Annotated in this window: 22 protein-coding genes and 2 tRNA genes; 4 read left to right on the top strand and 20 right to left on the bottom strand. The window is 61.4% G+C overall.

What is annotated here, in order from left to right; translation table 11 throughout:
* Positions 1–9: 9 nt before the first annotated feature.
* Together HU760_RS04325 and HU760_RS04320 are read left to right on the top strand one after the other, a co-directional pair.
* The gene (locus HU760_RS04325; protein ID WP_186672907.1) at positions 10–879 is read left to right on the top strand and encodes an oxygenase MpaB family protein; all 870 of its coding nucleotides are present in this window, start codon (positions 10–12) and stop codon (positions 877–879) included.
* Positions 880–957: 78 nt separating this feature from the next.
* Positions 958–3,900: a DUF748 domain-containing protein gene (locus HU760_RS04320; protein ID WP_186672905.1), complete on the top strand. Its 2,943-nt coding sequence runs from the start codon at positions 958–960 to the stop codon at positions 3,898–3,900.
* 97 nt (positions 3,901–3,997) lie between these two features.
* On the opposite strand, the gene HU760_RS04315 is transcribed toward HU760_RS04320, so the two are convergent.
* On the bottom strand, positions 3,998–4,411 hold the full coding sequence (locus tag HU760_RS04315) for a VOC family protein (protein ID WP_186672903.1): 414 nt from the start codon (positions 4,409–4,411) through the stop codon (positions 3,998–4,000).
* Positions 4,412–4,471: 60 nt separating this feature from the next.
* On the opposite strand from HU760_RS04315, the gene HU760_RS04310 reads away from it, so the two are divergent.
* Entirely contained in the window at positions 4,472–4,774 is a 303-nt protein-coding gene (locus tag HU760_RS04310; RefSeq protein WP_186672901.1) for a heme-binding protein, read from the top strand.
* 70 nt (positions 4,775–4,844) lie between these two features.
* Here the strand turns inward: HU760_RS04310 and HU760_RS04305 are convergent, their stop codons facing one another.
* From HU760_RS04305 to rlmE, 16 genes are all read right to left on the bottom strand, one after another.
* Positions 4,845–5,195, bottom strand: a complete 351-nt coding sequence (locus HU760_RS04305) for a BON domain-containing protein (protein WP_170032736.1) — start codon at positions 5,193–5,195, stop codon at positions 4,845–4,847.
* A gap of 262 nt (positions 5,196–5,457) precedes the next feature.
* Positions 5,458–7,563, bottom strand: a complete 2,106-nt coding sequence (pnp, locus tag HU760_RS04300; RefSeq protein ID WP_170032738.1) for a polyribonucleotide nucleotidyltransferase — start codon at positions 7,561–7,563, stop codon at positions 5,458–5,460.
* A gap of 250 nt (positions 7,564–7,813) precedes the next feature.
* A complete protein-coding gene (gene rpsO / locus HU760_RS04295) occupies positions 7,814–8,083 on the bottom strand; it encodes a 30S ribosomal protein S15 (protein ID WP_003249971.1) in 270 nt (89 codons plus the stop codon).
* 147 nt (positions 8,084–8,230) lie between these two features.
* Positions 8,231–9,148: a tRNA pseudouridine(55) synthase TruB gene (gene truB / locus HU760_RS04290; protein ID WP_170032740.1), complete on the bottom strand. Its 918-nt coding sequence runs from the start codon at positions 9,146–9,148 to the stop codon at positions 8,231–8,233.
* 3 nt (positions 9,149–9,151) lie between these two features.
* Positions 9,152–9,550, bottom strand: a complete 399-nt coding sequence (gene rbfA / locus HU760_RS04285; RefSeq protein ID WP_186672899.1) for a 30S ribosome-binding factor RbfA — start codon at positions 9,548–9,550, stop codon at positions 9,152–9,154.
* A 116-nt stretch (positions 9,551–9,666) separates the two neighbouring features.
* Positions 9,667–12,207 carry a translation initiation factor IF-2 gene (gene infB / locus HU760_RS04280; protein ID WP_170032744.1) on the bottom strand — a complete coding sequence of 847 codons (2,541 nt, stop codon included), beginning with the start codon at positions 12,205–12,207 and terminating at the stop codon, positions 9,667–9,669.
* A gap of 27 nt (positions 12,208–12,234) precedes the next feature.
* Complete coding sequence (nusA, locus tag HU760_RS04275; RefSeq protein WP_009685349.1) at positions 12,235–13,716, bottom strand: transcription termination factor NusA; 1,482 nt, start codon at positions 13,714–13,716, stop codon at positions 12,235–12,237.
* A 59-nt stretch (positions 13,717–13,775) separates the two neighbouring features.
* Positions 13,776–14,234, bottom strand: coding sequence for a ribosome maturation factor RimP (gene rimP, locus HU760_RS04270; protein ID WP_003249960.1), 459 nt, complete (start codon positions 14,232–14,234; stop codon positions 13,776–13,778).
* A gap of 130 nt (positions 14,235–14,364) precedes the next feature.
* Positions 14,365–14,441: transfer RNA gene (locus HU760_RS04265), tRNA-Met, on the bottom strand.
* A 100-nt stretch (positions 14,442–14,541) separates the two neighbouring features.
* Positions 14,542–14,627 (bottom strand) — tRNA-Leu (locus tag HU760_RS04260).
* Positions 14,628–14,648: 21 nt separating this feature from the next.
* Positions 14,649–15,047 carry a preprotein translocase subunit SecG gene (secG, locus tag HU760_RS04255; RefSeq protein ID WP_170032748.1) on the bottom strand — a complete coding sequence of 133 codons (399 nt, stop codon included), beginning with the start codon at positions 15,045–15,047 and terminating at the stop codon, positions 14,649–14,651.
* 4 nt (positions 15,048–15,051) lie between these two features.
* Positions 15,052–15,807 carry a triose-phosphate isomerase gene (tpiA, locus tag HU760_RS04250; RefSeq protein ID WP_186672897.1) on the bottom strand — a complete coding sequence of 252 codons (756 nt, stop codon included), beginning with the start codon at positions 15,805–15,807 and terminating at the stop codon, positions 15,052–15,054.
* 65 nt (positions 15,808–15,872) lie between these two features.
* Positions 15,873–17,213 (bottom strand): phosphoglucosamine mutase, encoded by a 1,341-nt coding sequence (gene glmM, locus HU760_RS04245; RefSeq protein WP_186672895.1) that lies wholly within the window; start codon positions 17,211–17,213, stop codon positions 15,873–15,875.
* Between the two features lie 16 nt (positions 17,214–17,229).
* Positions 17,230–18,081 carry a dihydropteroate synthase gene (gene folP / locus HU760_RS04240; protein WP_186672893.1) on the bottom strand — a complete coding sequence of 284 codons (852 nt, stop codon included), beginning with the start codon at positions 18,079–18,081 and terminating at the stop codon, positions 17,230–17,232.
* Positions 18,082–18,089: 8 nt separating this feature from the next.
* Complete coding sequence (ftsH, locus tag HU760_RS04235; protein ID WP_015271861.1) at positions 18,090–19,994, bottom strand: ATP-dependent zinc metalloprotease FtsH; 1,905 nt, start codon at positions 19,992–19,994, stop codon at positions 18,090–18,092.
* Between the two features lie 203 nt (positions 19,995–20,197).
* Positions 20,198–20,824, bottom strand: coding sequence for a 23S rRNA (uridine(2552)-2'-O)-methyltransferase RlmE (gene rlmE / locus HU760_RS04230; protein WP_025340705.1), 627 nt, complete (start codon positions 20,822–20,824; stop codon positions 20,198–20,200).
* Between the two features lie 102 nt (positions 20,825–20,926).
* On the opposite strand from rlmE, the gene yhbY reads away from it, so the two are divergent.
* Positions 20,927–21,235, top strand: a complete 309-nt coding sequence (gene yhbY, locus HU760_RS04225) for a ribosome assembly RNA-binding protein YhbY (protein WP_003249945.1) — start codon at positions 20,927–20,929, stop codon at positions 21,233–21,235.
* Between the two features lie 42 nt (positions 21,236–21,277).
* Here the strand turns inward: yhbY and HU760_RS04220 are convergent, their stop codons facing one another.
* From HU760_RS04220 to carB, 3 genes are read right to left on the bottom strand one after another with little or no spacing between them, the layout of a single operon-like run.
* Positions 21,278–21,718, bottom strand: a complete 441-nt coding sequence (locus tag HU760_RS04220; RefSeq protein ID WP_170032758.1) for an MFS transporter — start codon at positions 21,716–21,718, stop codon at positions 21,278–21,280.
* Positions 21,696–22,178 carry a transcription elongation factor GreA gene (greA, locus tag HU760_RS04215; protein ID WP_046613135.1) on the bottom strand — a complete coding sequence of 161 codons (483 nt, stop codon included), beginning with the start codon at positions 22,176–22,178 and terminating at the stop codon, positions 21,696–21,698. The genes HU760_RS04220 and greA overlap by 23 nt, the downstream gene beginning before the upstream one ends.
* On the bottom strand, positions 22,175–25,396 hold the full coding sequence (gene carB / locus HU760_RS04210) for a carbamoyl-phosphate synthase large subunit (protein ID WP_186672891.1): 3,222 nt from the start codon (positions 25,394–25,396) through the stop codon (positions 22,175–22,177). Before carB ends, greA begins: the two co-directional genes overlap by 4 nt.
* Between the last annotated feature and the right edge of the window lie 13 nt (positions 25,397–25,409).

Genomic DNA, 25,409 nt, shown 5'->3' with positions numbered 1-25,409 from the left:
CAGGTCGCCATGGAAGCCCTTCGCCGTCGCATCGAAACCCAGGTCATGAGCCTCACCGGGCTGGCCCTCGGCCAGCTCGACCTGGAGTCGCCCAAGGGCGACCCCGGCCTGTTCGGCCCGCACAGCATCAGCTGGCGGGTGCATGGCGACTTCCCGAGCATGCTGGCGGGCGGCATCAGCGCCCTGATGCTGCAGCTCCTGCACCCGCTGGCCCTGGCCGGGGTGTGGGACCATTCCAATTTCCGTGAAGACCTGCTCGGGCGCCTGCGCCGGACCAGCCAGTTCATTTCCGGCACCACCTTCGGCGCCACCGGCGATGCCGAATGGCTGATCGACAAGGTCCGCACCATCCACCTGCAGGTAACCGGTACCGCACCGGACGGCCGCCCTTATGCAGCCAGCGACCCGGACTTGCTGACCTGGGTGCATGTGGCCGAAGTCAGCAGCTTCCTGGGCGCCCACCTGCGTTACTGCAACCCACACCTTGCCGTTGCCGAACAGGACGCCTATTACGCAGAGATCGCGTTGATCGCCGAGCGCCTGGGTGCGCGCAACGTGCCGCGCTCACGCCAACAGGTCGAGGAGTACCTGCAGCACATGCGCCCGCAGTTGCTTTGCGATGCCCGCAGCCACCAGGTGCTCGATATCCTGCTCGACGCCCCCGCTCCCAGCCGCCTGGCACAGCCGGTGGGCAAGCTGATGCTGCACGCTGGCCTCGACCTGCTACCTGGTTGGGCCCAGGCCATGCTCGGCCTGCAGCACAGTCCGCTGCAGCGGCGCATGATCCGCCTCGGCCTGCGACACACCGCACCGCTACTGCGCTGGGCAATGCGCAACGGCTCGGCGCAGCGGGCGAAACGGCGCATGGGCATCGAATAAGGACAAATGGTCGCCTCAGCGGAACTGATTTAACGTGCCATACTCCAAGCTCTCCTGCTTAGACAGACGAAGCGACACATGTACAAAGGATTGACTCGCGCCGCAGGCGCACTGCTGGCCCTGGTAGCCCTCTACAGCCTTCTTGGCTTTCTCGTCCTTCCCGGTGTCGCGCTGCGCATCGCCAACCAGCAGTTGGCCCAGTACGCGACCGTACCTGCCCACCTCGAACGGATCGAGCTCAACCCCTTCAGCCTCGAACTGAAACTGTGGGGCCTGCAGATCGGCGAGCCTGGCAAGGAGCAGGTCGGCTTCGACCGGCTGTATGCCAACCTCTCGCTCGACAGCCTGTGGACCGGCGCACTGCATCTGCAGGCGGTGGAACTGGTCAAGCCGCGCAACGAAGTGCTGTTCGCCAAGGACGGTACGCTCAACCTGACTCGCCTGTTCAAGTTACCCGCCAGCCAGGCCAAGCCCGACGCACCGCCCAGCGACCCGTTCCCGCTGCGCATTGGCAGCATCAAGCTCAGCGAGGGCTACCTGCACTTCGAGGACTTGCGCCCGAGCGAGCCGATTGAATTCCTCTACGACAACATGAACCTGGAGCTGAAAAACCTCAGCACCTTGCCGAACGACAACGCCGACATGACCCTGGTGGCGAATGGCCCGAATGGCGGGCGCATCGACTGGAAAGGCACACTGAGCCTGGCGCCGATCGCCTCCGAGGGTACGCTGAAAATCACCGAAGGCAAGATGAAGGCGTTCTGGCCCTATGTACGTGATGCCGTGCCACTGGTGCTGGAAGAGGGTGTGGTCAGCCTCGATACCCATTACAAGCTCAACCTCGCCAAGCAGACCGAACTGCTGCTGGATAACGCCTCGCTGCGCATCGCACCGTTCGCCATCAAGGCGCCGGATGGCCGCCCGCTGGCCCGCCTGGCCAGCCTGGAGGTGAGCGAAACCTCGGTCGACCTGGTCAAGCAGCTGGTCACCGTGGGCAAGATCCGCAGCGAAAAACTGGAAACCTGGGCCGCGCTGGAAAAGGACGGCCAGCTCGACTGGCAGAAGCTGTTCGCCAGCCAGCCGGCCAGGGCCACGCCGAAGGAAAAGACCGAACCGGCCGCCGCCGAGCCCACCCCAAAGGAGCAGGCGGCAAAAGAGCCGAGCAAGCCCTGGCAGGTGCTGCTCAAGGACGTACAACTGCGTAACTACCTGGTGCACCTGGCAGATCGTACACAGAAGGAGGCGGTGGCCCTCGACGTGGGCCCGCTCAACGCCGACCTGCAAGGTTTCGACAGCCTCAACCAGTCACCCTTCAGCCTCAAGCTCGACACTGGCGTGGGAAGACAAGGCAAACTGCAGGCAACCGGCCAGGTCAACCTGGCACCCATCTGGGCCAAGCTGGACGTCAGCACCCGCGACATCGACCTGCGCGTGGCCCAGGCCTATATCAGCCCGTTCATCCTGCTGGAACTGCGCAGCGGCATGCTCTCCAGTGACCTCAATGTCGACCTGAAGAACACCGCACCGCTGGCCTTCAGCATCACCGGCAAGGCACAGGTGAGCCAGCTGCATACCCTCGACACCATCAAGAGCCGCGATTTCGTCAAATGGCAGCAGGTGAATGTCGACGGCCTGTCGTACGTGCACGGCGACGCGCTGTCGATCGACAAGGTGACCCTGCTGCAGCCCTATGCGCGCTTCATCATCAACGAAGACCGCACCACCAACATCAATGACCTGCTGATCCCGCAGCCGGCCGGCGCCCCGGGTTCAGCCCCGGCCCAGAGCAAGCCGGCAGCTGCCAGCAGCGACAAGCCGTTGGGCATTCACATCGGCCAGATCGACATCAACGACGGTTCGGCCAACTTCGCCGACCTGTCCCTCACACCCAACTTCGCCACGGCCATCCAGCAACTCAATGGCCGGATCGGTACCATCGACAACCGCAAACCGGTACCGGCCAAGGTCGACGTCAAGGGCAAGGTCGACCGCTACGCACCGGTCATAATCAAAGGCGCACTCAACCCGTTCAACCCGTTGGCCAGCCTGGACATCGCCACCAGCTTCAGGCGCGTCGAGCTGACCACCCTGACGCCTTACTCTGGCAAGTTCGCCGGTTTCCGCATTCGCAAGGGCCGGCTCAACCTCGACCTGCATTACCTGATAACCAATGGCCAGCTCAAGGCCGAGAACAAGGTGGTGGTGGAACAACTGCAGTTGGGCGAGAAGGTCGACAGCCCGGACGCAGTGGACCTGCCAATCCGTCTGGCGGTGGCGCTGCTGAAGGATACCGAGGGCAAGATCTCGATCGAGTTGCCGGTGTCCGGCGACCTCAACAACCCGCAGTTCAGCATAATGCCGATCGTCTGGCAGACCCTGCGCAACCTGGTGCTGCGTGCAGCACAGGCGCCATTCAAGTTCATTGGCGGGCTGGTGAGCGGCGGTGGCTCGGAAGACCTGGGCAGCGTGGCCTTCGCCCCGGGCTCCAGCGAGCTTGGCCAGGACGCCCAGGCCTCGCTGGACAAGCTGGCTTCGGCGCTGAAGGAGCGCCCGGAGCTGCGCCTGGAAATCGAAGGCACCAGCGCCCAGGCCAGCGATGGCCCGCTGATCGCCCAGCAGCGGCTGGAACGGGAATACCAGGCCACCTGGTACAAGATCCTGCAACGCCGGGGTGACAAGGTGCCGGCCAATGCGTCCATGCTGGTGGTCGATGACAGTGACAAACCGGCGATGCTCGAAGGCATCTACCGCAACCGCCTGAAGCAGCAACCACCTGCCGAATGGGAGCAATTGAGCCGCGAAGAGCGCACTGCCAAGTTGCGCGAGGCCGTGATCAAGTCCTGGGCCGAGAGCACTGCGCTGCTGCGCACCCTGGGCCAGGAACGGGCCAGCAGCATCAAGGATTACCTGGTGGACAAAGGTAAGCTCGAAGATGACCGGGTTTATTTCATCGATACCAACCTGGGGCAGGCTGAGGGTGATGGGCGGGTGATTACCCCGATGCATCTGGATGCTGAATAAACGGTGTCAGCAGGGCTGGCCCTTCGCGGCTAAAGCCGCTACAGGCCTGTGCGGCTCTCTGTAGGAGCAGCTTTAGCCGCGCAGGGCCGGTACAGGCTTATACCAGCTGCTGCCCCGACACCGCCGGGTGATACAGCGGCTGCACCTTGTTCCCAGCCGGGTCCAGCAGGTGGAAGCTGCGCGCGCCGTCGCCATGGTTGAACGGCTTGTCGAGCAAGGTCACGCCACGCGCCTTGAAGTACTGGTACCAAGCCTCGAGCTCCTCCACGCTGTCGACGATGAACCCGTAGTGGTCGAGGGTCTGTAACCCGTTGGCCGCCCCTGCCCCACGCCCCAGCGACAGGTTGTCGTTACCACAGGTCAGGTACACCAGGTCCTCGTTGGCGCGATTCAGCACTTCCATGCCCAGCACATCGACGTAGAAGCGCTCACACTCCTCCAGGTTGGGTACCAGCAAGGCAATGTGGCGCAGGCCGTTCAGACGACCAGGACGGGCAGGCAATTCGGACATTGGCAGGGCTCCTTTTTTGTATACAATTCGATTACGAATGTAAAACAAAAGGAAAGCCTTGTGTATAGCCTGTTCATCAAGACCCGCGTGAAACGCGGTTGTGTGGAGAAATTTCTAGCCGCGATCAAAGCCAATGCCGAGGCTTCCGTAGCCACCGAGCCCGGCTGCCTGGTCTTCGATGTGGCACAGGATCGGGTCGACCCAGAGGTGATCTACCTGTACGAGATCTACCGTGACGACGCTGCCTATGAGGCGCATACCCGGACGGCGCATTTTCGCGACAGCCGCCCGTTGGTGGAGCCGTTGATCATGGAGCAGCAATGCTTCGAAAGCGATGTGCTGGCGCGCAACCCGATGTTGTAATTGAAAAGGGACCGCACAGCGGCCCCTTCCGGAATAGGTGGCCAATTCCCTTTGGCCGACGGGACATTCCTTATTCGGCTTTCAGACCATCAGCCGAAACAGCCTGTACGCCTTTGATCTTCTTGGCGATGGAAATCGCCATCTCTTTCTGTGCAGAGGTCACCGGCGTGTCAGAGGAAAGCGACACGACGCCTTTGTTGGTTTCGACCTTGATATCGCTTCCAGGCACACCTTTCTCGGTCATCAGGTCGGCTTTCACCTTGGTGGTGATCCAGGTATCGGAGGCCGCTTCCTTGGTTTTGGTCACCTCACCGGCCGCCAGCGTCATCGGGGCCTGGGTGGATTGCTGGGCAAATGCCGCGTTAGCCATGGTCAGGGTCAGAGCGGTAGCAGTAGCGGCAGCAATGGCGAACTTCTTCATGTGGGTCACTCCTGTTTTTCGAAAGGTCTGCGCCGTATGTCCTGGCGACAGGTACAAGAGTAGTTGCATGCGCTATGCCAGCTTTATCGTTTCGCTTGTTCCCTTATAAATCAATGAGTTACAGACATCGGAAAGCAGCCGGGGTCGTGCATTTTGCAATCTGCACGGTAAACCTGCATGCAAGATGCAAGTCCGCAAAAGGTTCCCTTGCAGCCATGAAAAAAGGGCCCCGAAGGGCCCTTTTCCATTGCTTGGCAGTCGCTTAGACGCCCGAGGCCTTGGCCGCGGCAACGTCCTTGATCGACAGCTTGATACGGCCGCGGTTATCCACGTCCAGTACCAGTACTTCGACTTCCTGGCCTTCCTTGAGCACGTCGGTGACTTTCTCGACACGAGCATCGCTCAGCATGGAGATGTGCACCAGGCCGTCCTTGCCAGGCAGGATGTTGACGAAGGCGCCGAAGTCGACGATGCGCTCGACCTTGCCGACGTAGATCTTGCCGATCTCGGCCTCGGCGGTGATGCCCAGGATGCGCTGCTTGGCAGCATCCGCCGCTTCCTTGGTTTCGCCGAAGATCTTGATCGAGCCGTCGTCTTCGATATCGATCGAAGCCTTGGTCTCTTCGCAGATGGCGCGGATGGTGGCGCCGCCCTTGCCGATGACGTCACGAATCTTGTCGGTGTCGATCTTCATCGCGATCATGGTCGGGGCGTTGGCCGACAGCTCGCTGCGCGACTGGGCGATGATCTGGTTCATCTGGCCGAGGATGTTCAGGCGCGCTTCCAGGGCCTGGCCCAGGGCGATTTCCATGATCTCTTCGGTGATGCCATTGATCTTGATGTCCATCTGCAGCGCGGTGACGCCTTTGGCGGTACCGGCTACCTTGAAGTCCATGTCGCCCAGGTGGTCTTCATCACCCAGGATGTCGGTCAGGACGGCGAACTTGTCACCTTCCTTGACCAGGCCCATGGCGATACCGGCAACCGGCGCCTTCATCGGCACGCCGGCGTCCATCAGGGCCAGGGAAGCACCACACACCGAAGCCATGGAGCTGGAACCGTTGGACTCGGTGATTTCCGAAACCACGCGGATGGTGTACGGGAACTCGCTGTCGCTCGGCAGCATGGCCTGCACGCCACGACGGGCCAGGCGGCCGTGGCCGATTTCACGACGGCCAGCGCCGCCCATGCGGCCGCACTCACCTACCGAGAACGGTGGGAAGTTGTAGTGCAGCATGAAGGCGTCTTTCTTCTCGCCTTCCAGGGTGTCCAGCAACTGCGCGTCACGGGCGGTACCCAGGGTCGCGACGACCAGGGCCTGGGTCTCGCCACGGGTGAACAGTGCCGAACCGTGGGTTTTCGGCAGAACGCCAACTTCGATGTTCAGCGGGCGCACGGTGCGAGTGTCACGGCCGTCGATACGCGGCTTGCCGTTGACGATGTTTTCGCGGACGGTGCGGTACTCCAGCTCACCGAAGATCTCTTTGATGGCACCGGCGGACGGGCCGGTCTCTTCGTTGCTCAGACGGGCAACGGCCTCGTCACGCAGCTGGCCCAGGCGGTTGTAGCGGTCGGCCTTCTGGGTGATGGTGTAGGCCTGCGAAACGGCTTCACCGAACTCGGCGCGCACCAGGTTCATCAGCTCGGTGTTGGCTGGGGCTGGCTGCCAGTCCCAGGTCGGTTTGCCGGCTTCGGCGGCCAGTTCCTTGACGGCCTGGATCACGGCCTGGAATTCATCGTGGGCGAACAGCACGGCGCCCAGCATCTGGTCTTCGGTCAGCTCCTTGGCTTCCGATTCAACCATCAGTACAGCCGATTCGGTACCGGCAACGACCATGTCCAGGCTCGAGGCAGCCAGTTGCTCGTAGGTCGGGTTCAGCAGGTAGCCGGTGCTTTCGTGGAAGGCAACGCGGGCGGCGCCGATCGGGCCTTCGAACGGAATGCCGGAAATGGCCAGGGCAGCCGAGGTACCGATCATCGCGGCGATGTCCGGGTCGGTCTTCTTGCTGGTGGAGACCACGGTGCAGACGACCTGCACTTCGTTCATGAAACCTTCAGGGAACAGCGGGCGGATCGGACGGTCGATCAGGCGCGAGGTCAGCGTCTCTTTCTCGGAAGGACGGCCTTCACGCTTGAAGAAGCCACCTGGGATCTTGCCGGCGGCGTAGGTCTTTTCCTGGTAGTGGACCGACAGCGGGAAGAAGCCCTTGCCTGGATCGGCCTGTTTGGCACCGACCACGGTCACCAGCACGGTGACGTCGTTGTCGACGGTAACCAGCACGGCGCCGGTTGCCTGACGGGCAATACGGCCCGTTTCGAGAGTAACGGTCGATTGACCGAACTGGAATTTCTTGATTACCGGGTTCACGGTTTCCTACCTTTTTTCAGTGGCTCTGGGGGAACTGGTTTCTTGCGAATTCTTGGGCAGAACGGGGAATCGGCCCCATTGACCGTCCAGATACAACACGAGGCTGGGAGCCTGGCACCAAGCGGTAGAACCGCTCAGCATTGCCAGGCTGCCAACCTCGGAGATACGCGTGGCGTGTCCAACGGCAGCACTGCAAAACAGCCCTGCCGAAGCCTGCGACACGCCATGCACACCACTGGCCAGGCCGCTATTAGCGACGCAGACCCAGGCGACCGATCAGGGCGCTGTAACGAGTGGTGTCTTTGCCCTTCAGGTAATCCAGCAGCTTACGACGCTGGTTGACCATACGGATCAGACCACGACGGGAGTGGTGGTCTTTGTCGTTGGCCTTGAAGTGGCCTTGCAGCTTGTTGATGTTGGCGGTCAGCAGAGCAACCTGCACTTCCGGGCTACCGGTATCGCCGGCGGCTTGCTGGTATTCGGCAACGATCTGAGCTTTTTCTTCAACGCTGAGGGCCATGTGGCTTCTCCTGATAACGGATCCCGCACGCGGGGTCCAATAGGCCAGGGACAAATCCCTGTATTAATAAAAAAGGAGTGACCGTGCCTACTGACAGCCACCCTTGATGCCGTGGGGTTTGGCGGTTGCCTGGCCCTACGGTTTCGGTCATTCCGACCGAATCAGCCGACGCGGCGCAATGCGCCCGTCTTCGCTCACTTCACCGATACCGATGAAGCGCGCATTGTGATCCTGTACCCGGACCATGCCAAATTGCGGTGCGTCCGGCGCGCGTACTGCCTGGCCATGCAACCAGTAGAACGCACTGTGCTCGGACAGACACACCAGTGGCCAGTCCTGCAGGCCGCTGTCCGAAGGCATCAGGAAGCGGTCGAGCGCTTCGTTACCACCTTCGGCGTGGGCCTGTTCGAGTTCCTCGAGGGTCACCGTCTGTGCCAGCACGAAGGGCCCGGCCTGGGTCCTGCGCAGCTCGGCGACATAGGCGCCGCAGCCAAGGGCTTCGCCGATATCCTCCACCAGGGTGCGGATATAGGTGCCTTTGCTGCATCCTACGCTCAACCGTGCACGGGTGCCTTCGCACTCGAGCAACTCCAAGCGGCCAATAGTAACAGAACGCGCCTCGCGCTCCACTACCTCTCCTGCACGTGCCAGCTTGTACAGCGGCTGGCCGTCACGCTTGAGCGCCGAGTACATCGGCGGTATCTGGCTGATCTGGCCACGAAAACGCGGTAGCAGTGCCTCGATGTCGGCACGACCAACGGTCACTTCGCGGGTCTGCAGCACTTCACCTTCGGCATCGCCGGTGTTGGTCGTCTGCCCCATCTGCATGACCGTTTCGTAGCCCTTGTCCGAATCGAGCAAGTATTGCGAAAACTTGGTCGCTTCACCAAAGCACAGCGGCAGCACGCCGGTGGCCAATGGGTCGAGGCTGCCGGTGTGGCCGGCCTTTTCCGCATTGAGCAGCCAGCGCACCTTTTGCAGCGCCGCGTTGGAAGTGAAGCCCAGCGGCTTGTCGAGCAGGATGATGCCGCTGACGTTGCGGCGGATACGTTTGACCTGGGCCACCGCTTACTCCTCGGCGTCCGGCTTGTCGGCATCCTTGTGCTGACGGTCTTCGGCGACCGCGCGCTCGATCAGTGCCGACAGGTGGGCACCACGGCTGACGCTTTCGTCGAAGTGGAAATGCAGTTGCGGCACGCTGCGCAGTTGCATCACCCGGCCCAGGTGCAGGCGCAGGAAGCTCGCGGCGCTGGTCAGGGCCTTGAGGGTCTGCGGTACGGCATCGGTACCGTCCGCGCCCATCACGGTGATGAACACCTTGGCGTGGCCAAGGTCGCGGCTGACGTCGACGGCAGTGATGGTCACCAGGCCGACGCGCGGGTCTTTGACTTCACGGCGGATCAGCTCCGACAGCTCGCGCTGCATCTGATCGCCGATGCGTTGGGTACGGCTATATTCTTTTGCCATTCTTGCTACCTGTAACTTAAAGCGGCAAACGCCCGGTCAAGCTGAAGCCTGACCGGGCGCTACCTTCAGAGGTGCTGCCAGCCGCCCTGGGGCGGGGCCTGCACCACGCTCGCCCCTTACAGGGTACGAGCCACCTGGACTTTCTCGAAGACTTCGATCTTGTCGCCGACCTTGACGTCGTTGTAGCTCTTCACGCCAATACCGCACTCCATGCCCGAACGCACCTCGGAGGCGTCATCCTTGAAGCGACGCAGCGATTCCAGCTCGCCTTCGAAGATCACAACGTCTTCGCGCAGGACGCGGATCGGACGGTTGCGGTACACGGTACCCTCGATGACCATACAGCCAGCAATGGCGCCGAACTTCGGCGAACGGAACACATCACGCACTTCGGCGACACCCAGGATGTTCTCGCGAACATCGCTGCCGAGCATGCCGGTCAGGGCCTTCTTGACGTCTTCGATGATGTCGTAGATCACGTTGTAGTAACGCATATCCAGACCTTCCTGCTCGACGATCTTGCGCGCGCCGGCATCGGCACGCACGTTGAAGCCGAACAGTACTGCATTCGAAGCCAGCGCCAGGTTGGCATCGCTTTCGGTGATACCACCGACGCCGCCACCGATCACGCGTACCTGAACTTCGTCGTTGCCCAGGCCAGACAGCGAGCCCTGCAGTGCTTCCAGGGAACCACGCACGTCAGTCTTGAGGACGATGTTGAGGGTCTTCTTCTCTTCCTGACCCATGGTCTCGAAGATGTTTTCCAGCTTGCCGGCGTGAGCACGGGCCAGCTTGACCTCGCGGTACTTGCCTTGACGGAACAGCGCCACTTCACGGGCTTTCTTCTCGTCGGCCACCACGGACAGCTCGTCACCGGCTTCCGGGGTGCCATCCAGGCCGAGAATCTCGACCGGGATCGACGGGCCGGCTTCCTTCACAGGTTTGCCGTTCTCGTCGAGCATGGCGCGCACGCGGCCATAGTTGGAGCCGCACAGGACCATGTCGCCCTGACGCAGGGTACCGTCCTGAACCAGGATGGTCGCCACCGGGCCACGGCCCTTGTCCAGACGCGATTCGACAACCACGCCACGACCTGGAGCGGTCGGGGTAGCGGTCAGTTCGAGGATCTCGGCCTGCAGCAGTACGGCTTCGAGCAGCTCGTCGACGCCAGTACCCATCTTCGCCGAAACCTTGACGAACGGAGTGTCACCACCCCAGTCCTCGGAGGTCACGCCTTCGACGGCCAGCTCGTTGCGGATGCGGTCGATGTCGGCACCCGGCTTGTCGATCTTGTTCACCGCGACCACCAGCGGAACGCCAGCTGCCTTGGCATGCTGAACGGCTTCGCGAGTCTGCGGCATTACGCCGTCGTCCGCAGCCACCACCAGGATGACGATGTCGGTAGCCTTGGCACCACGAGCACGCATTGCGGTGAACGCAGCGTGGCCCGGGGTATCGAGGAAGGTGACCATGCCGCGGTCGGTTTCCACGTGGTAGGCACCGATGTGCTGGGTAATACCACCGGCTTCGCCTGCGGCAACCTTGGCACGACGGATGTAGTCGAGCAGCGAGGTCTTACCGTGGTCAACGTGACCCATGACGGTAACGACCGGTGCACGCGATTCGACTTCGCCTTCGAACTTCAGCGATTCGGCCAGCGAGTCTTCCAGGGCGGTATCGCTGACCAGGGTCACTTTGTGGCCCAGTTCTTCGGCAACCAGCTGAGCGGTTTCCTGGTCGAGCACCTGGTTGATGGTGACCGGGGTACCCAGCTTGAACATGAACTTGACCACTTCAGCGGCCTTGACCGACATCTGCTGGGCCAGTTCCGAGACGGTGATGGTCTCGCCGATGGTCACGTCACGAATGACCGGACCGGTCGGGTTCTGGAAGCCGTGCTGATTGCGTTTCTTCAGCTTGCTCTTACCACCGCGGCCACGGCGTACGCCATCGCTCTCTTCATCGGTGGTGCGCGGCGCGGCACGAGGCGTCGGAGCCTTTTCCTTCTCCTTGACCTTGACCTTGATCGACACGCGCGGGGCCTCGCCACGACGCTCGCCACCACGACGGTCTTCGTCACGGGTGCGACCTTCGTTGCGACGGGCTTCGTCCTTCTTGCGCTCGGCAGCACGGGCTGCAGCGTCTTCGGAGGCCGGGGCGTCGGCAACTACCGGAGCCGGGGCAGCGGCAGGTGCCGGCTCTGGCTTGGCGGCGGGCGCAGGGGCGGCAGCAGCGGTTTCGGCGGCCTGACGGCGAGCCTGCTCTTCGTTGCGCTGGCGAACTTCGGCCTCGACCTTTTCGCGAGCGGCGTTCTCGGCCGCGCGGCGCTCTTCCAGCTCACGCTTCTGCTCAGCCTGGATTTCTTCCGGGCTGCGCTGCACGAATACTTTCTTCTTGCGTACTTCTACGCTGATGCTCTTGCTACCGGCGACACGCAGGGTGCTGGTGGTTTTGCGCTGCAAGGTAATCTTGCGCGGCTCTTCCGCCTTGCTCTTGTGGCTGCTCTTCAAATGAGTCAGCAGGGTCTGCTTCTCATTGTCGGTCACTACCTGACCGGCGTCGGTGTGCGGCAGACCTGCCTCACGCATCTGCTGCAGCAGGCGCTCTACCGGTGCCTCGACCTCTTGGGCCAGTTCTTTCACCGTGACTTGCGTCATGCACTTCTCTCCTCAGGCCGCGCCTAATTACTCGAACCAGTGGGCTCGGGCGGCCATGATCAACTTGCCGGCACGCTCTTCGTCGATGCCGTCGATGTCGAGCAGATCGTCGATCGACTGCTCGGCCAGGTCTTCGCGGTTAACCACGCCGCGCACCGCCAGTTCCGCCGCCAGATCCTTGTCCATGCCCTCGAGGGAGAGCAGGTCTTCGGCCGGGTGGGCGTCTGCCAGTTTTTCTTCGGTAGCGATGGCCTTGGTCAACAAACGGTCCTTGGCTCGAGCGCGGAGCTCATTGACGATATCTTCGTCAAAGCCATCGATGTTGAGCATTTCTTCCAACGGTACGTAGGCAATTTCTTCGAGGCTGGTGAAGCCTTCGTCGACCAGCACTTGGGCCAGCTCCTCGTCGACTTCCAGTTCATCGATGAAATTGCGCAGGATGTCACCGGTTTCGGCCTGCTGCTTGGCCTGGATGTCCTTCTCGGTCATCACGTTCAGGGTCCAGCCGGTCAGCTGACTGGCCAGGCGAACGTTCTGACCGCCACGACCAATGGCCTGGGCCAGGTTGTCCTCGGCGACGGCGATGTCCATGGCATGGGCATCTTCATCAACGATGATCGCCGCGACTTCAGCCGGCGACATGGCGTTGATGACGAACTGCGCCGGGTTATCGTCCCACAGGACGATATCCACACGCTCACCACCCAGCTCCCCGGATACGGCCTGGACGCGCGAACCACGCATGCCGATACAGGCACCTTGCGGGTCGATGCGCTTGTCCTTGGAGCGGACGGCGATCTTGGCTCGCGAACCCGGATCACGGGAGGCAGCCATGACTTCGATGAGGCCCTCGGCAATTTCCGGCACTTCAATGCGGAAAAGCTCGATCAGCATCTGCGGCGCGGTGCGCGACAGGATCAGCTGTGGGCCACGGTTCTCGGTGCGGATTTCCTTGAGCAGCGCACGCAGGCGCACGCCAACACGGAAGGTCTCGCGCGGAATGATGTCTTCGCGGGCCAGCAGGGCCTCGGCGTTGTTGCCCAGGTCAACGATGACGTTGTCGCGGGTAACCTTCTTGACGGTACCGGAGATGATCTCGCCAACGCGTTCGCGGTAGGCATCCACCACCTGGGCACGCTCGGCCTCACGGACCTTCTGCACGATGACCTGCTTGGCGGTCTGGGCGGCGATACGACCGAACTCGATCGACTCGATCTTCTCTTCGATCACGTCACCGACCTTGGCTTCAGGGTGGGTGTCCTTGATCTTGTCCAGCCAGGTCTCGATCGCCGGATCATCCAGATCGGCTTCGTCGACCACGGTCCAGCGACGGAAGGTCTCGTAGCTACCGGTGTGGCGGTTGATTTCCACACGCAGGTCGACTTCGTCTTCAAAACGTTTTTTGGTTGCAGTGGCCAGGGCCACTTCCAGCGCTTCGAAAATGACGCCGGGCGGTACACCTTTTTCGTTGGATACCGATTCAACAACCAGCAGTACTTCTTTGCTCATCGTACGCCTCGCCTTGCGCAAGCCATTGGGCCCGGATAGTCCGCCGGGCCCGGCACGTCTCAGTCAAAACTGGGAATAATATTGGCCTTGTCGATCGAGTCGATCGGCAACAGGAATTCTTGATTGTCCACCTGGACCACCACGTCCTGCTCCTCCACACCACGGAGAAGGCCCTGGAAGTTACGACGACCCTCGAAGGGTGAGCGCAGCTTGATCTTCACTTGTTCGCCGGCATGCGAGGCAAACTGTTCCAGAGTGAACAGTGGGCGATCCATGCCTGGAGAAGACACCTCGAGGGTGTACTCACTGCTGATCGGATCTTCTACGTCGAGGATTGCGCTGGCCTGACGGCTGACCGCTTCGCAGTCGTCCACCAGGATACCGCCTTCCTTGTCGATGTAGATGCGCAGTACCGAATGCTTACCCTGGGAAACGTATTCGATCCCCCAGCATTGATAGCCCAGACCCTCGACAACCGGGGCCAACAAGGCCTGCAACTGTTCTAGCTTGCTCGACACCTGAACCCCCTCGTGCATGCTGTGCAAATAAAAAATGGGCGAAGCGCCCATCCCTGAAAGCGCCGTTGGACAACGACGCCGAAAACTGTTCGGTTAGCAAAAAGCCCCTGAAAAGGGGCTCCGCTGAAGCTGGTTGCGGGGGCTGGATTTGAACCAACGACCTTCGGGTTATGAGCCCGACGAGCTACCAAGCTGCTCCACCCCGCGACAAAGCTGGGGCAAAAGTATAAGACCGAACCCTCTCAAGGGTCAAATCCGAACCTTCACCTGCAAGAAAGCCCGCTAAAGCGGGCTCTCAAGCTTTAATTGGTACCGAGAAGGGGACTCGAACCCCTACACCCTATGGGCACAACCACCTCAAGGTTGCGTGTCTACCAATTCCACCACCTCGGCAATACTACTACTTGAAACCCGTTACTTCTGCTCTTGTGCCGGAGGAGGTACGTCACCAGTGTTAGTGGTGGTTTCGCTCTTCTGCTGCTGGAGCACCGGTACATCATCATTAACTGCCGGTTTCTGCGGCTCTTTCACTTCTAGCACTGCTGGATCTGGAAGACCTGCCTGGCTAAGCTGGTGAGCTTGTTGCTTCGCGAAGTATCCTAACCCAAGTGCTGTCAAAAAGAAAGTGGCAGCGAGTACAGCAGTTAATTTACTCAGGAACGTTGCAGAACCCTGGCTTCCGAACACGGTATTTGAAGCACCCGCGCCGAAAGATGCACCTGCTTCCGCACCCTTACCCTGTTGCAACAGAACCAGCACTACAAGCGACAGCGCTGCCAACAGATGAAAAACAACGATGACTGTTTCCAGCATTTGTTCAGTTTCCTGCGGCGCGACAAATTGCACCGAATTCGTCTGCGTTCAGGGAAGCCCCACCAATGAGCCCCCCATCGATATCCGGCATGCCGAACAGTTCGGCCGCATTGGCCGCCTTCACGCTGCCGCCGTAGAGCAGCTGCACCTTCGCAGCCACTTCAGCATCTTCTGCCGCCAACTGGCTGCGGATGGCTGCGTGCACATCCTGAGCCTGCTGTGGCGTGGCCGTAAGGCCGGTACCGATGGCCCATACAGGCTCATAGGCAATTACTGCATTGGCAAAAGCCTTAACACCGAATGTTTCGATGATACTGCTTAGTTGACGCCCGACAACTTCGAGCGTCTTGCCGGCCTCGCGCTCTTCCAGGGTTTCCCCGATGCAAAGCACTGGCTTCAAACCTTTGGCCTGGGCAGCTGCAAACTTGCGATTGAGCACTTCGTCGGTCTCACCAATAATCTGGCGACGCTCCGAATGACCAATCAGGACCAACTTGCAACCTGCTTCAACCAGCTGTTCCGGAGCAACTTCTCCGGTCAGCGCACCCTGCTCGGGTTGTACTGCGGAATTCTGTGCGCCGACGATGATTCCCTTATCTGCCAAACCATCGATCACTTGATTGATGAACAAGGCCGGTGGGAACACCGCGACTTCCACTCCGCTCGGCAAGGCCAGATTTCTCAAGCCTTCGGTCAGCTCAGCGACGCTAGCGCGGGTACCGTGCATCTTCCAGTTACCAGCTACCATGGGGCGACGCATGCTTTACCTCGTCGGTCAAAGTGGGCGCAGATAGTACCCAACCCTATCTGCGCTGGCAAGCGCCTTCAGATACAAACTTCGCCGACCAGTTTGGCCAGCGCTTCGGCATGGGCACGCACCTGGCTTTCGTCCTCACCCTCGACCATGACCCGCACCAGAGGCTCGGTACCGGATTTACGCAGCAGCACGCGACCACGGCCAGCCAACGCCTCGGTTACCTTGGCACTGGCTTCCTTGACCGACGGGTGCTGCAGCGGGTCGACCTTGCTGGCGCCATAGCGCACGTTGATCAACACCTGCGGGCATTTACGCAGGGCCTGACGAGCCTGGGCCAGGGTTTCGCCACGACGCTTGAGCGCCATCAGCACTTGCAGCGCAGCGATGATCGCGTCACCTGTGGTGGTGTGGTTGCAGCACACGACGTGCCCGGAGTTTTCGCCACCGACCAGCCACTCACGCTCCAGCAACTCTGCCATGACGTAACGGTCACCGACCTTGGCCCGTACGAACGGGATATCCAGGTCCTTCAGCGCCAGCTCCAGGCCCAGGTTGCTCATCAGCGTACCCACCACTCCGCCCTGCAGCTTGCCACGCTCCTGCAGGTCGCGAGCGATGATGAACAGTAGTTCGTCACCATCGACGATGGCACCGGTGTGGTCGACCATCAGCACGCGATCGCCATCACCGTCAAAGGCGATGCCCAGGTCGGCATGGCCGACCAGCACGGCAGCCTGCAGCGATTCGATGTGAGTCGAGCCACAGCCTTCGTTGATGTTCAGGCCGTCCGGCTGGGCATGCAGCACGGTCACCTCGGCGCCCAGCTCGCGGAATACGCTTGGTGCAACCTTGTAGGTGGCGCCATGGGCGCAGTCGACCACCAGCTTGAGGCCATCGAAGCTGGTGCTGCTGGGCACGCTGCTCTTGCAGAACTCGATGTAGCGACCAGCAGCATCGTTGATGCGCGAAACCTTGCCCAGCTTGCTCGACTCGACAACGGTCATGGGCTGGTCGAGCAGCTCTTCGATCATTAGCTCGACTTCGTCCGGCAGCTTGGTCCCCTGGCCCGAGAAGAACTTGATGCCGTTGTCATCGTGCGGGTTGTGCGAGGCGCTGATGACAATACCGGCTTCGGCGTGGAAGGTACGCGTGAGGTAGGCGATGGCCGGCGTCGGCATCGGCCCGAGCAGCATCACGTCGGCACCCGCCGCAGACAGGCCGGCTTCGAGTGCGGACTCGAACATGTAGCCGGAGATACGCGTGTCCTTGCCCACCAGCACCCGGCAGTGCCCCTGCTTGCGGAAAGCCATGCCGGCTGCCCAGCCGAGCTTCAGCATGAAGTCAGGCGTGATCGGGTATTCGCCGACACGGCCACGGATGCCGTCGGTACCAAAGTATTTTCTGCTCATAGGGACTCCAATATTCTTATTCGGCGTTCTGCACCGCAGCGATCATGCGCACCACATCAACGGTCTCGGCCACGTCATGGACACGAAGGATGCTCGCCCCCTTGGTCATGGCCAACGCCGCCAGCGCAAGGCTGCCGTACAACCGCTCGCCGACCGGACGTTCCAGCGTCAGGCCGATCATGCTCTTGCGCGAAACACCCACCAGCAGCGGGCGCCCGAGGCGATAGAGCGCTTCCATATGCTTGAACAGGCTCAGGTTGTGCGCCAGTGTCTTGGCGAAACCAAAGCCCGGATCAAGGATGATTCTGTTCGCGTCGATGCCCGCCGCAGCACAGGCGGCCATCCGCTGCTCAAGGTAACGCGCAACGTCGGCGGTCACATCTTCGTACTGGGGATCGTCCTGCATGTTACCCGGCTCGCCGCGCATGTGCATGAGGCATACCGGCAGGCCGGTATCTGCAGCGGCGTCCAGGGCACCATCACGCTCCAGGGCACGCACGTCGTTGATCAGCCCCGCACCGAGGCGCGCCGCTTCACGCATGACTGCGGGCGTGGAGGTGTCGACCGAAATGACCACGTCGAGGCGGCTGTTGATGGCCTCGACCATGGGTGCCACCCGCTCCAGCTCCTCGGTCACCGATACCGCGCGCGCGCCTGGCCGCGTGGACTCTCCGCCGATGTCGATCAGCGTGGCACCAGCGGCAACCATCGCTTCGGCATGGCGCAACGCTTCGTCGCGCTGGTTGAAGCGCCCACCATCGGAGAAGGAATCGGGAGTGACGTTGAGAATACCCATGACATGGGTACGCGACAAATCAAGAACCCGGTTGCCGCAAGGCAACCGGGTCGGGTACTGCACTGAGCTCATAGATGCCCTTAGTGTTGAGCCGCTGGACCGCCGATCGGCGATTCCGGGCGATCGCCCTGGGCAGCAGGCTTGCCCGAAGCAGAGTCATCATCCCAATCACGCGGCTCGCGAGGGGTACGGCCGGCCATGATATCGTCAATCTGCTCGGCGTCGATGGTCTCGTACTTCATCAGCGCTTCGGCCATGGCGTCGAGCTTGTCGCGGTTGTCGGTGAGCAACTGCTTGGCCGTGGCGTAGCACTGGTCGATGATGCTGCGGACTTCCGAGTCGATCAGCTTGGCGGTTTCGCCGGAAACGCTGGCGTGCTGGCTGGCAGCACTACGGCCCAGGAACACCTCGCCTTCTTCTTCGGCGTACATCAGCGGGCCGAGTTTTTCGGACAGGCCCCACTTGGTCACCATGTTACGGGCGATCTGGCTGGCACGCATGATGTCGTTGGACGCGCCGGTAGTGACACCGTCGAAGCCCAAGGTCATTTCCTCGGCGATACGGCCGCCGTACAACGAGCAGATCTGGCTGATCAATGCGCGCTTGGACAGGCTGTAGCGATCTTCTTCCGGCAGGAACATGGTCACGCCCAAGGCACGGCCACGCGGAATGATCGAAACCTTGTAGACCGGATCGTGTTCAGGGACCAGGCGGCCGACGATGGCATGGCCAGCTTCGTGATAGGCGGTGTTCTGCTTCTCTTTCTCGGACATGACCATGGTCTTGCGCTCGGCGCCCATCATGATCTTGTCCTTGGCCAGTTCGAACTCTTTCATTTCGACCAGGCGCTTGTTGGCACGTGCGGCAAACAGCGAAGCCTCGTTGACCAGGTTGGCCAGGTCGGCACCGGAGAAGCCCGGAGTGCCACGAGCAATGACCGCCGGGTTGACGTTCTCGCCTACTGGCACCTTGCGCATGTGCACCTTGAGGATCTGTTCACGGCCGCGGATGTCCGGCAGGCCGACCACCACCTGGCGATCGAAGCGGCCCGGACGCAGCAGCGCCGGGTCGAGCACGTCCGGCCGGTTGGTGGCAGCAATGACGATGATGCCATCGTTCATTTCGAAGCCGTCCATCTCCACCAGCAACTGGTTGAGGGTTTGCTCACGCTCGTCGTGACCGCCCCCCATGCCGGCGCCACGATGGCGACCAACGGCGTCGATTTCGTCGATGAAGATGATGCACGGAGCGTGCTTCTTGGCCTGCTCGAACATGTCGCGCACACGGCTGGCACCGACACCCACGAACATTTCCACGAAGTCGGAACCGGAAATGGTGAAGAACGGCACCTTCGCCTCGCCAGCGATAGCCTTGGCCAGCAGGGTCTTACCGGTACCGGGCGGGCCAACCATCAGCACACCACGAGGGATGCGGCCACCCAGACGCTGGAACTTGCCCGGGTCGCGCAGGAACTCGACCAGTTCACCAACCTCTTCCTTGGCTTCGTCACACCCTGCAACGTCGGCCAGCGTGGTCTTGACCTGGTCTTCGGACAGCAGGCGCGCCTTGCTCTTGCCGAAGCTCATCGGCCCGCCCTTGCCGCCCGCACCGCCCTGCATCTGGCGCATGAAGAACATGAACACGGCGATGATCACCAGGATCGGGAAGCTGGCCACCAGCAGCTGGGTCCAGATGCTCTGCTGCTCGGGCTGCTTGCCTTCGATGATTACGTGGTTGTCCACCAGGTCACCGATCAGGCCGTTGTCGGTAATGGCCGGGCGCACGGTCTTGAAGTTGTCGCCGTCGGCGCGCTTGCCGGTAATGATGTAGCCGTCGACGGTCACGCGCTCGACCTTGCCATCCTTGACCTGCTGGATGAAGTCGGAATAGTTGAGGGTCTGCGGCTCGTTAGGGCTGGAGAAGTTGTTCATCACTGTCACCAGGACAGCTGCGATGATCAACCACAGGATCAGATTCTTTGCCATGTCGTTCAATTCGCTACCCTCTGAGGTCGGCGCACGACGCAGCCGTTCCTCGCATGATATTCATCGCCCTAACTTACTACATTACCTACGCAGACGCAGGCACCGTCTGTAACCCTTTGTGAAAGCTAGACTACACGAAGTTCGGACGATCCTGACGCAGCGGCCGATTGGAAATAACTATCGGCCACCCCGCTTGAGACCTTTCATGCCCCTTTGAAACCCCTGCCCAGCAGGTACTGCTCACGGGAACGATCCCGCGACGACGACGGCTTGCGCATCTGCACCTTGTCGAACTTGCTGCGTACGTCCTTGAGATATACGTCAAAGCCTTCGCCCTGGAAGATCTTGATCAGGAAGTCGCCGCCGGGCTTCAACACGCGGGTTGCCAGATCGAGGGCCAGCTCGCAGAGGAACATCGCCCGCGGCATGTCCACCGCGGGCGTACCACTCATATTGGGGGCCATGTCGGAAATCACAAGGTCTACGTGCGAATCGCCGACAGCCTCGAGGATGCGCTGCAGCACTTCATCGTGGGTGAAATCGCCCTGGATGAAGGTCACGTCAGGGATCGAATCCATCTCCAGGATGTCGGAAGCGATCAGTCGACCCTGGCCACCAATCAGACGACTGGTCACCTGCGACCAGCCACCAGGGGCCGCGCCGAGGTCGATCACGCTCATGCCTGGGCGGATCAGCCGGTCCTTTTCCTGGATCTCCAGCAGTTTGTAGCTCGCGCGCGAGCGGTAGCCGTCCTTTTGCGCCTGCTTCACAAAAGGATCGTTGAAATGCTCTCGCAGCCAGTTGGCGCTGCTTTTGGAACGTTGTACCACGGGGCACCTCGATGATATGCGTCGTGATTGACTGGGCGGAGCCGGTGGCCCTCGGGTAAAATGCCGGTCAATTTTACAGAATCAGACGGAAAGGGTCAGATTATGCCGCTCAATAACGAGCAGAAGAAGCAATACAAGTCCATTGGTCATGACCTGAAGCCGGTCCTGATCGTTGCTGGCAACGGTTTGAATGAAGGCGTCATCGCCGAACTGGAGCGCGCCCTGGTAGACCACGAGCTGATCAAGGTCGAGATTCGTTCGGAAGACCGCGAAGAACGCGCCGAGACCATTGCCGAACTGTGCAAGGCCGGCCGCGCCGAGCTGGTGCAGACCATCGGCAAGAAAGCCCTGATCTACCGCAAGAACCCGCAGCCGAACAAGCAGCTGTCCAACATCCACCGTTACAAGTAACGGCAAAGGGGCTGCTACGCAGCCCCAGCGATCTCGAACCGCTTAGCGGCGCACCTTGACCGGCACCGGCTGGGCCACCAGCACGATGCCGGAAAAGCCCAGCACCAGGAAACAGAACATCTGCCAGCGCTCGCCAACAGATATGCCGTAGCGCAAGGTGTAATACCCCACGCAGGCGCCAAGGCCGAGCAACAGCATCTGGCCCCGGAACTGCCGCCACCAGGCCGCCAGGCCGTCCACTCTGGCCAGCACGGCCAACTGGATCAGCAAGCCAAGCATCGCCACACCGATCAACCAGCGGTCGATCTGCCCGGCGATGTCCTGTACCAGCAGCGGTGCCAGGCCACTGACCTTGAGCGCGGGCACCAGCCCCACATGGAACACCCACAAGCCACCGACCCAGAAGACCTGGGCGAGCTGCCAGAGGATGCCCTCGAGGGACGGCGCCCGCAGGCGCCGGTCAGATGTGCTTGACTTCGACAATCTCGTACTCGACCGTACCGTTTGGCGTCTTCACGACAACGGTATCCCCTTCTTCCTTGCCAATGATGGCACGGGCGATCGGGGCGCTGTTCGACAGTTTGCCTTTCTTCACGTCGGCTTCATCCTCGCCAACGATCTGGTAGGTCACTTCATCATCGGTTTCGGTGTTGGCCAGCACCACGGTCGTGCCAAAAATCACCTTACCGGTGTGAGCGATCGTGGTTACGTCGATTACCACCGAGTTCTGCAGGCGACCCTCGATATCGCGGATACGCGCCTCGACCATGCCCTGCTCTTCACGAGCGGCGTGGTATTCGGCATTTTCCTTCAGGTCACCCAGCTCGCGCGCTTCGCCAATGGCTTGGCTCAGGCGCGGGCGTTCGGTCTTGCTCAGGAACAGCAGCTCCTCTTCCAGGGCGCGAGCGCCCTGGACGGTCATCGGGTACTTGGTAATGCTCATGCTTTCAATCCTGCGTGCAGATCCTGCAGGCGGCGAACGGTCTTTTCCGGACCGAATTTCAGCGCCTCGCAGATGGCTTCACCGGCCGCAATGGTGGTGGTGCAGTAAATCTTGTGCTGCAGCGCATTGCGACGAATCGAGTAGGAATCGGCGATCGACTGGCGGCCTTCGGTGGTGTTGATGATCAGCGACACCTCGTCGTTCTTGATCATGTCGACCACGTGCGGGCGACCTTCGGTCACCTTGTTCACACGGCGCACCTTCAGGCCAGCCGCCTCGATAACCTTGGCGGTGCCGGCAGTAGCGACCACTTCGAAGCCAAGGGCGATCAGGTCGCGGGCAACGCCAGCCACTTGCGGCTTGTCGTCGTCGCGCACGCTGATGAACGCGGTACCGCCGGTCGGCAGCACTTCGCTGGCACCCATCTGGGCCTTGGCGAAGGCTTCGCCGAAGCTGTCACCGACACCCATGACTTCACCGGTCGATTTCATCTCAGGGCCGAGGATCGGGTCAACCCCTGGGAACTTGGCGAACGGGAAGACGGCTTCCTTGACGCTGTAGAAGTTGGGGATGATTTCCTGGGTGAAGCCCAGCTCTTTCAGGGTTTTGCCGGCCATGACGCGGGCCGCGATCATCGCCAGGGAGGTGCCAATGCACTTGGACACGAACGGCACGGTACGCGAGGCGCGCGGGTTGACTTCGATCACGTAGATCTTGTCGCCCTGCAGGGCCAGCTGCACGTTCATCAGGCCGACCACGCCCAGCTCCAGGGCCATTTTCTTGACCTGTACGCGGACTTCGTCCTGCACTTCCTTGCTCAGCGAGTACGGTGGCAGGGAGCATGCCGAGTCGCCGGAGTGAACGCCGGCCTGCTCGATGTGCTGCATGATGGCGCCGATCACCACATCGGTACCGTCGCAGACCGCATCCACGTCCATCTCGATGGCGCAGTTGAGGAAGTGGTCGAGCAGCACCGGGCTGTCGTTCGACACCTGTACGGCTTCACGCAGGTAGCGCTTGAGCTCGTCCAGTTCGTAGACGATTTCCATGGCGCGGCCACCCAGCACGTAGGACGGGCGCACTACCAGCGGATAGCCGATACCGCCAGCAGCGCTGATGGCTTCTTCTTCGCTGCGCACGGTAGCGTTTGGCGGCTGCAGCAGGTTCAGGCGCTGCACCATCTGCTGGAAGCGCTCACGGTCTTCGGCACGGTCGATGGCATCCGGGCTGGTGCCGATGATCGGTACACCGGCCTCTTCCAGGGCGCGGGCCAGCTTCAGCGGAGTCTGGCCGCCGTAGTGGACGATCACGCCTTTCGGCTTCTCGACACGGCACACTTCCAGCACGTCTTCCAGGGTCAGCGGCTCGAAGTACAGGCGGTCGGAGGTATCGTAGTCGGTGGAGACGGTTTCCGGGTTGCAGTTGACCATGATGGTCTCGTAACCATCTTCACGCAGCGCCAGCGCGGCGTGTACGCAGCAGTAGTCGAACTCGATACCCTGGCCGATACGGTTGGGGCCGCCACCCAGGATCATGATCTTGTCGCGGGTCGACGGGTTGGCCTCGCACTCTTCCTCGTAGGTGGAGTACAGGTAGGCGGTGTCGGTGGCGAACTCGGCAGCGCAGGTGTCGACGCGCTTGTACACCGGGAACACTTCCAGCTTGTGGCGGTGACGGCGCAGGTTCTTGTCGGTGATGCCCAGCAGCTTGGCCAGGCGCTGGTCAGAGAAGCCCTTGCGCTTGAGGCGCAGCATGTAGTCCTTGTCGATCGACGACAGAGCCAGGGTCTTGACCTTCTCTTCTTCCTTGATCAGATCTTCCATCTGCACCAGGAACCACATGTCGATGCCGGTCAGGTCGAAGATCTGCTCGCAGGTCATGCCGGCGCGCATGGCATCGGCCACATACCAGATACGCTCGGCGCCCGGTACGGTCAGTTCACGCTTGAGGATGCTGCCGGCTTCCGGGTTGGCCAGGTCGACTTTCGGGTCGAGGCCGCAGGCGCCGACTTCCAGGCCGCGCAGGGCTTTCTGCAGGGACTCCTGGAAGGTACGGCCGATGGCCATGACTTCACCCACGGATTTCATTTGGGTGGTCAGGCGGGCGTCGGCTTTCGGGAATTTCTCGAAGGCGAAGCGCGGCAGCTTGGTGACGACGTAGTCGATCGACGGCTCGAAGGACGCCGGGGTACGGCCGCCGGTGATGTCGTTCTGCAGTTCGTCGAGGGTGTAGCCGACCGCCAGCTTGGCAGCGATCTTGGCGATCGGGAAGCCGGTGGCCTTGGAGGCCAGTGCCGAGGAACGCGACACACGCGGGTTCATCTCGATCACGACCATGCGACCGGTGTTCGGGCAGATACCGAACTGCACGTTGGAACCGCCGGTTTCCACACCGATCTCACGCAGCACCGCCAGCGAGGCGTTGCGCATGATCTGGTATTCCTTGTCGGTCAGGGTCTGCGCCGGGGCAACGGTGATCGAGTCGCCGGTGTGCACGCCCATCGGGTCGAAGTTCTCGATCGAGCAGACGATGATGCAGTTGTCCTTCTTGTCGCGGACCACCTCCATCTCGTATTCCTTCCAGCCGATCAGCGATTCGTCGATCAGCAGTTCCTTGGTCGGCGACAGGTCCAGACCACGGGCGCAGATTTCCTCGAATTCTTCACGGTTGTAGGCGATGCCGCCACCGGTACCGCCCATGGTGAACGACGGACGGATGATGCACGGGAAGCCCAGGCGCTCGAGCACCGCGTTGGCTTCTTCCATGCTGTGGGCGATACCGGAGCGCGGGCACTCCAGGCCGATGTCCTTCATGGCCTTGTCGAAGCGCGAGCGGTCTTCGGCCTTGTCGATGGTGTCGGCGTTGGCGCCGATCATTTCCACGCCGAACTTTTCCAGAACGCCGTGGCGCTCCAGGTCCAGGGCGCAGTTCAGTGCGGTCTGGCCACCCATGGTCGGCAGCAGCGCGTCAGGGCGCTCTTTCTCGATGATCTTGGCCACCGACTGCCATTTGATCGGCTCGATGTAAGTGGCGTCGGCCATGGCCGGGTCGGTCATGATGGTGGCCGGGTTGGAGTTCACCAGGATGACGCGGAAACCTTCCTCGCGCAGGGCTTTACAGGCCTGGGCGCCGGAGTAGTCGAACTCGCAGGCCTGGCCGATCACGATCGGGCCGGCGCCGAGAATCAGGATGCTTTTGATGTCTGTACGTTTTGGCATGGTTGTCACTCAA

Origin of the sequence: Pseudomonas oryzicola (assembly GCF_014269185.2) — a bacterium.
In the GTDB taxonomy this organism is placed as follows: Bacteria; Pseudomonadota; Gammaproteobacteria; order Pseudomonadales; family Pseudomonadaceae; genus Aquipseudomonas; species Aquipseudomonas oryzicola.
This window is presented reverse-complemented; position numbering and strand designations above follow the sequence as displayed.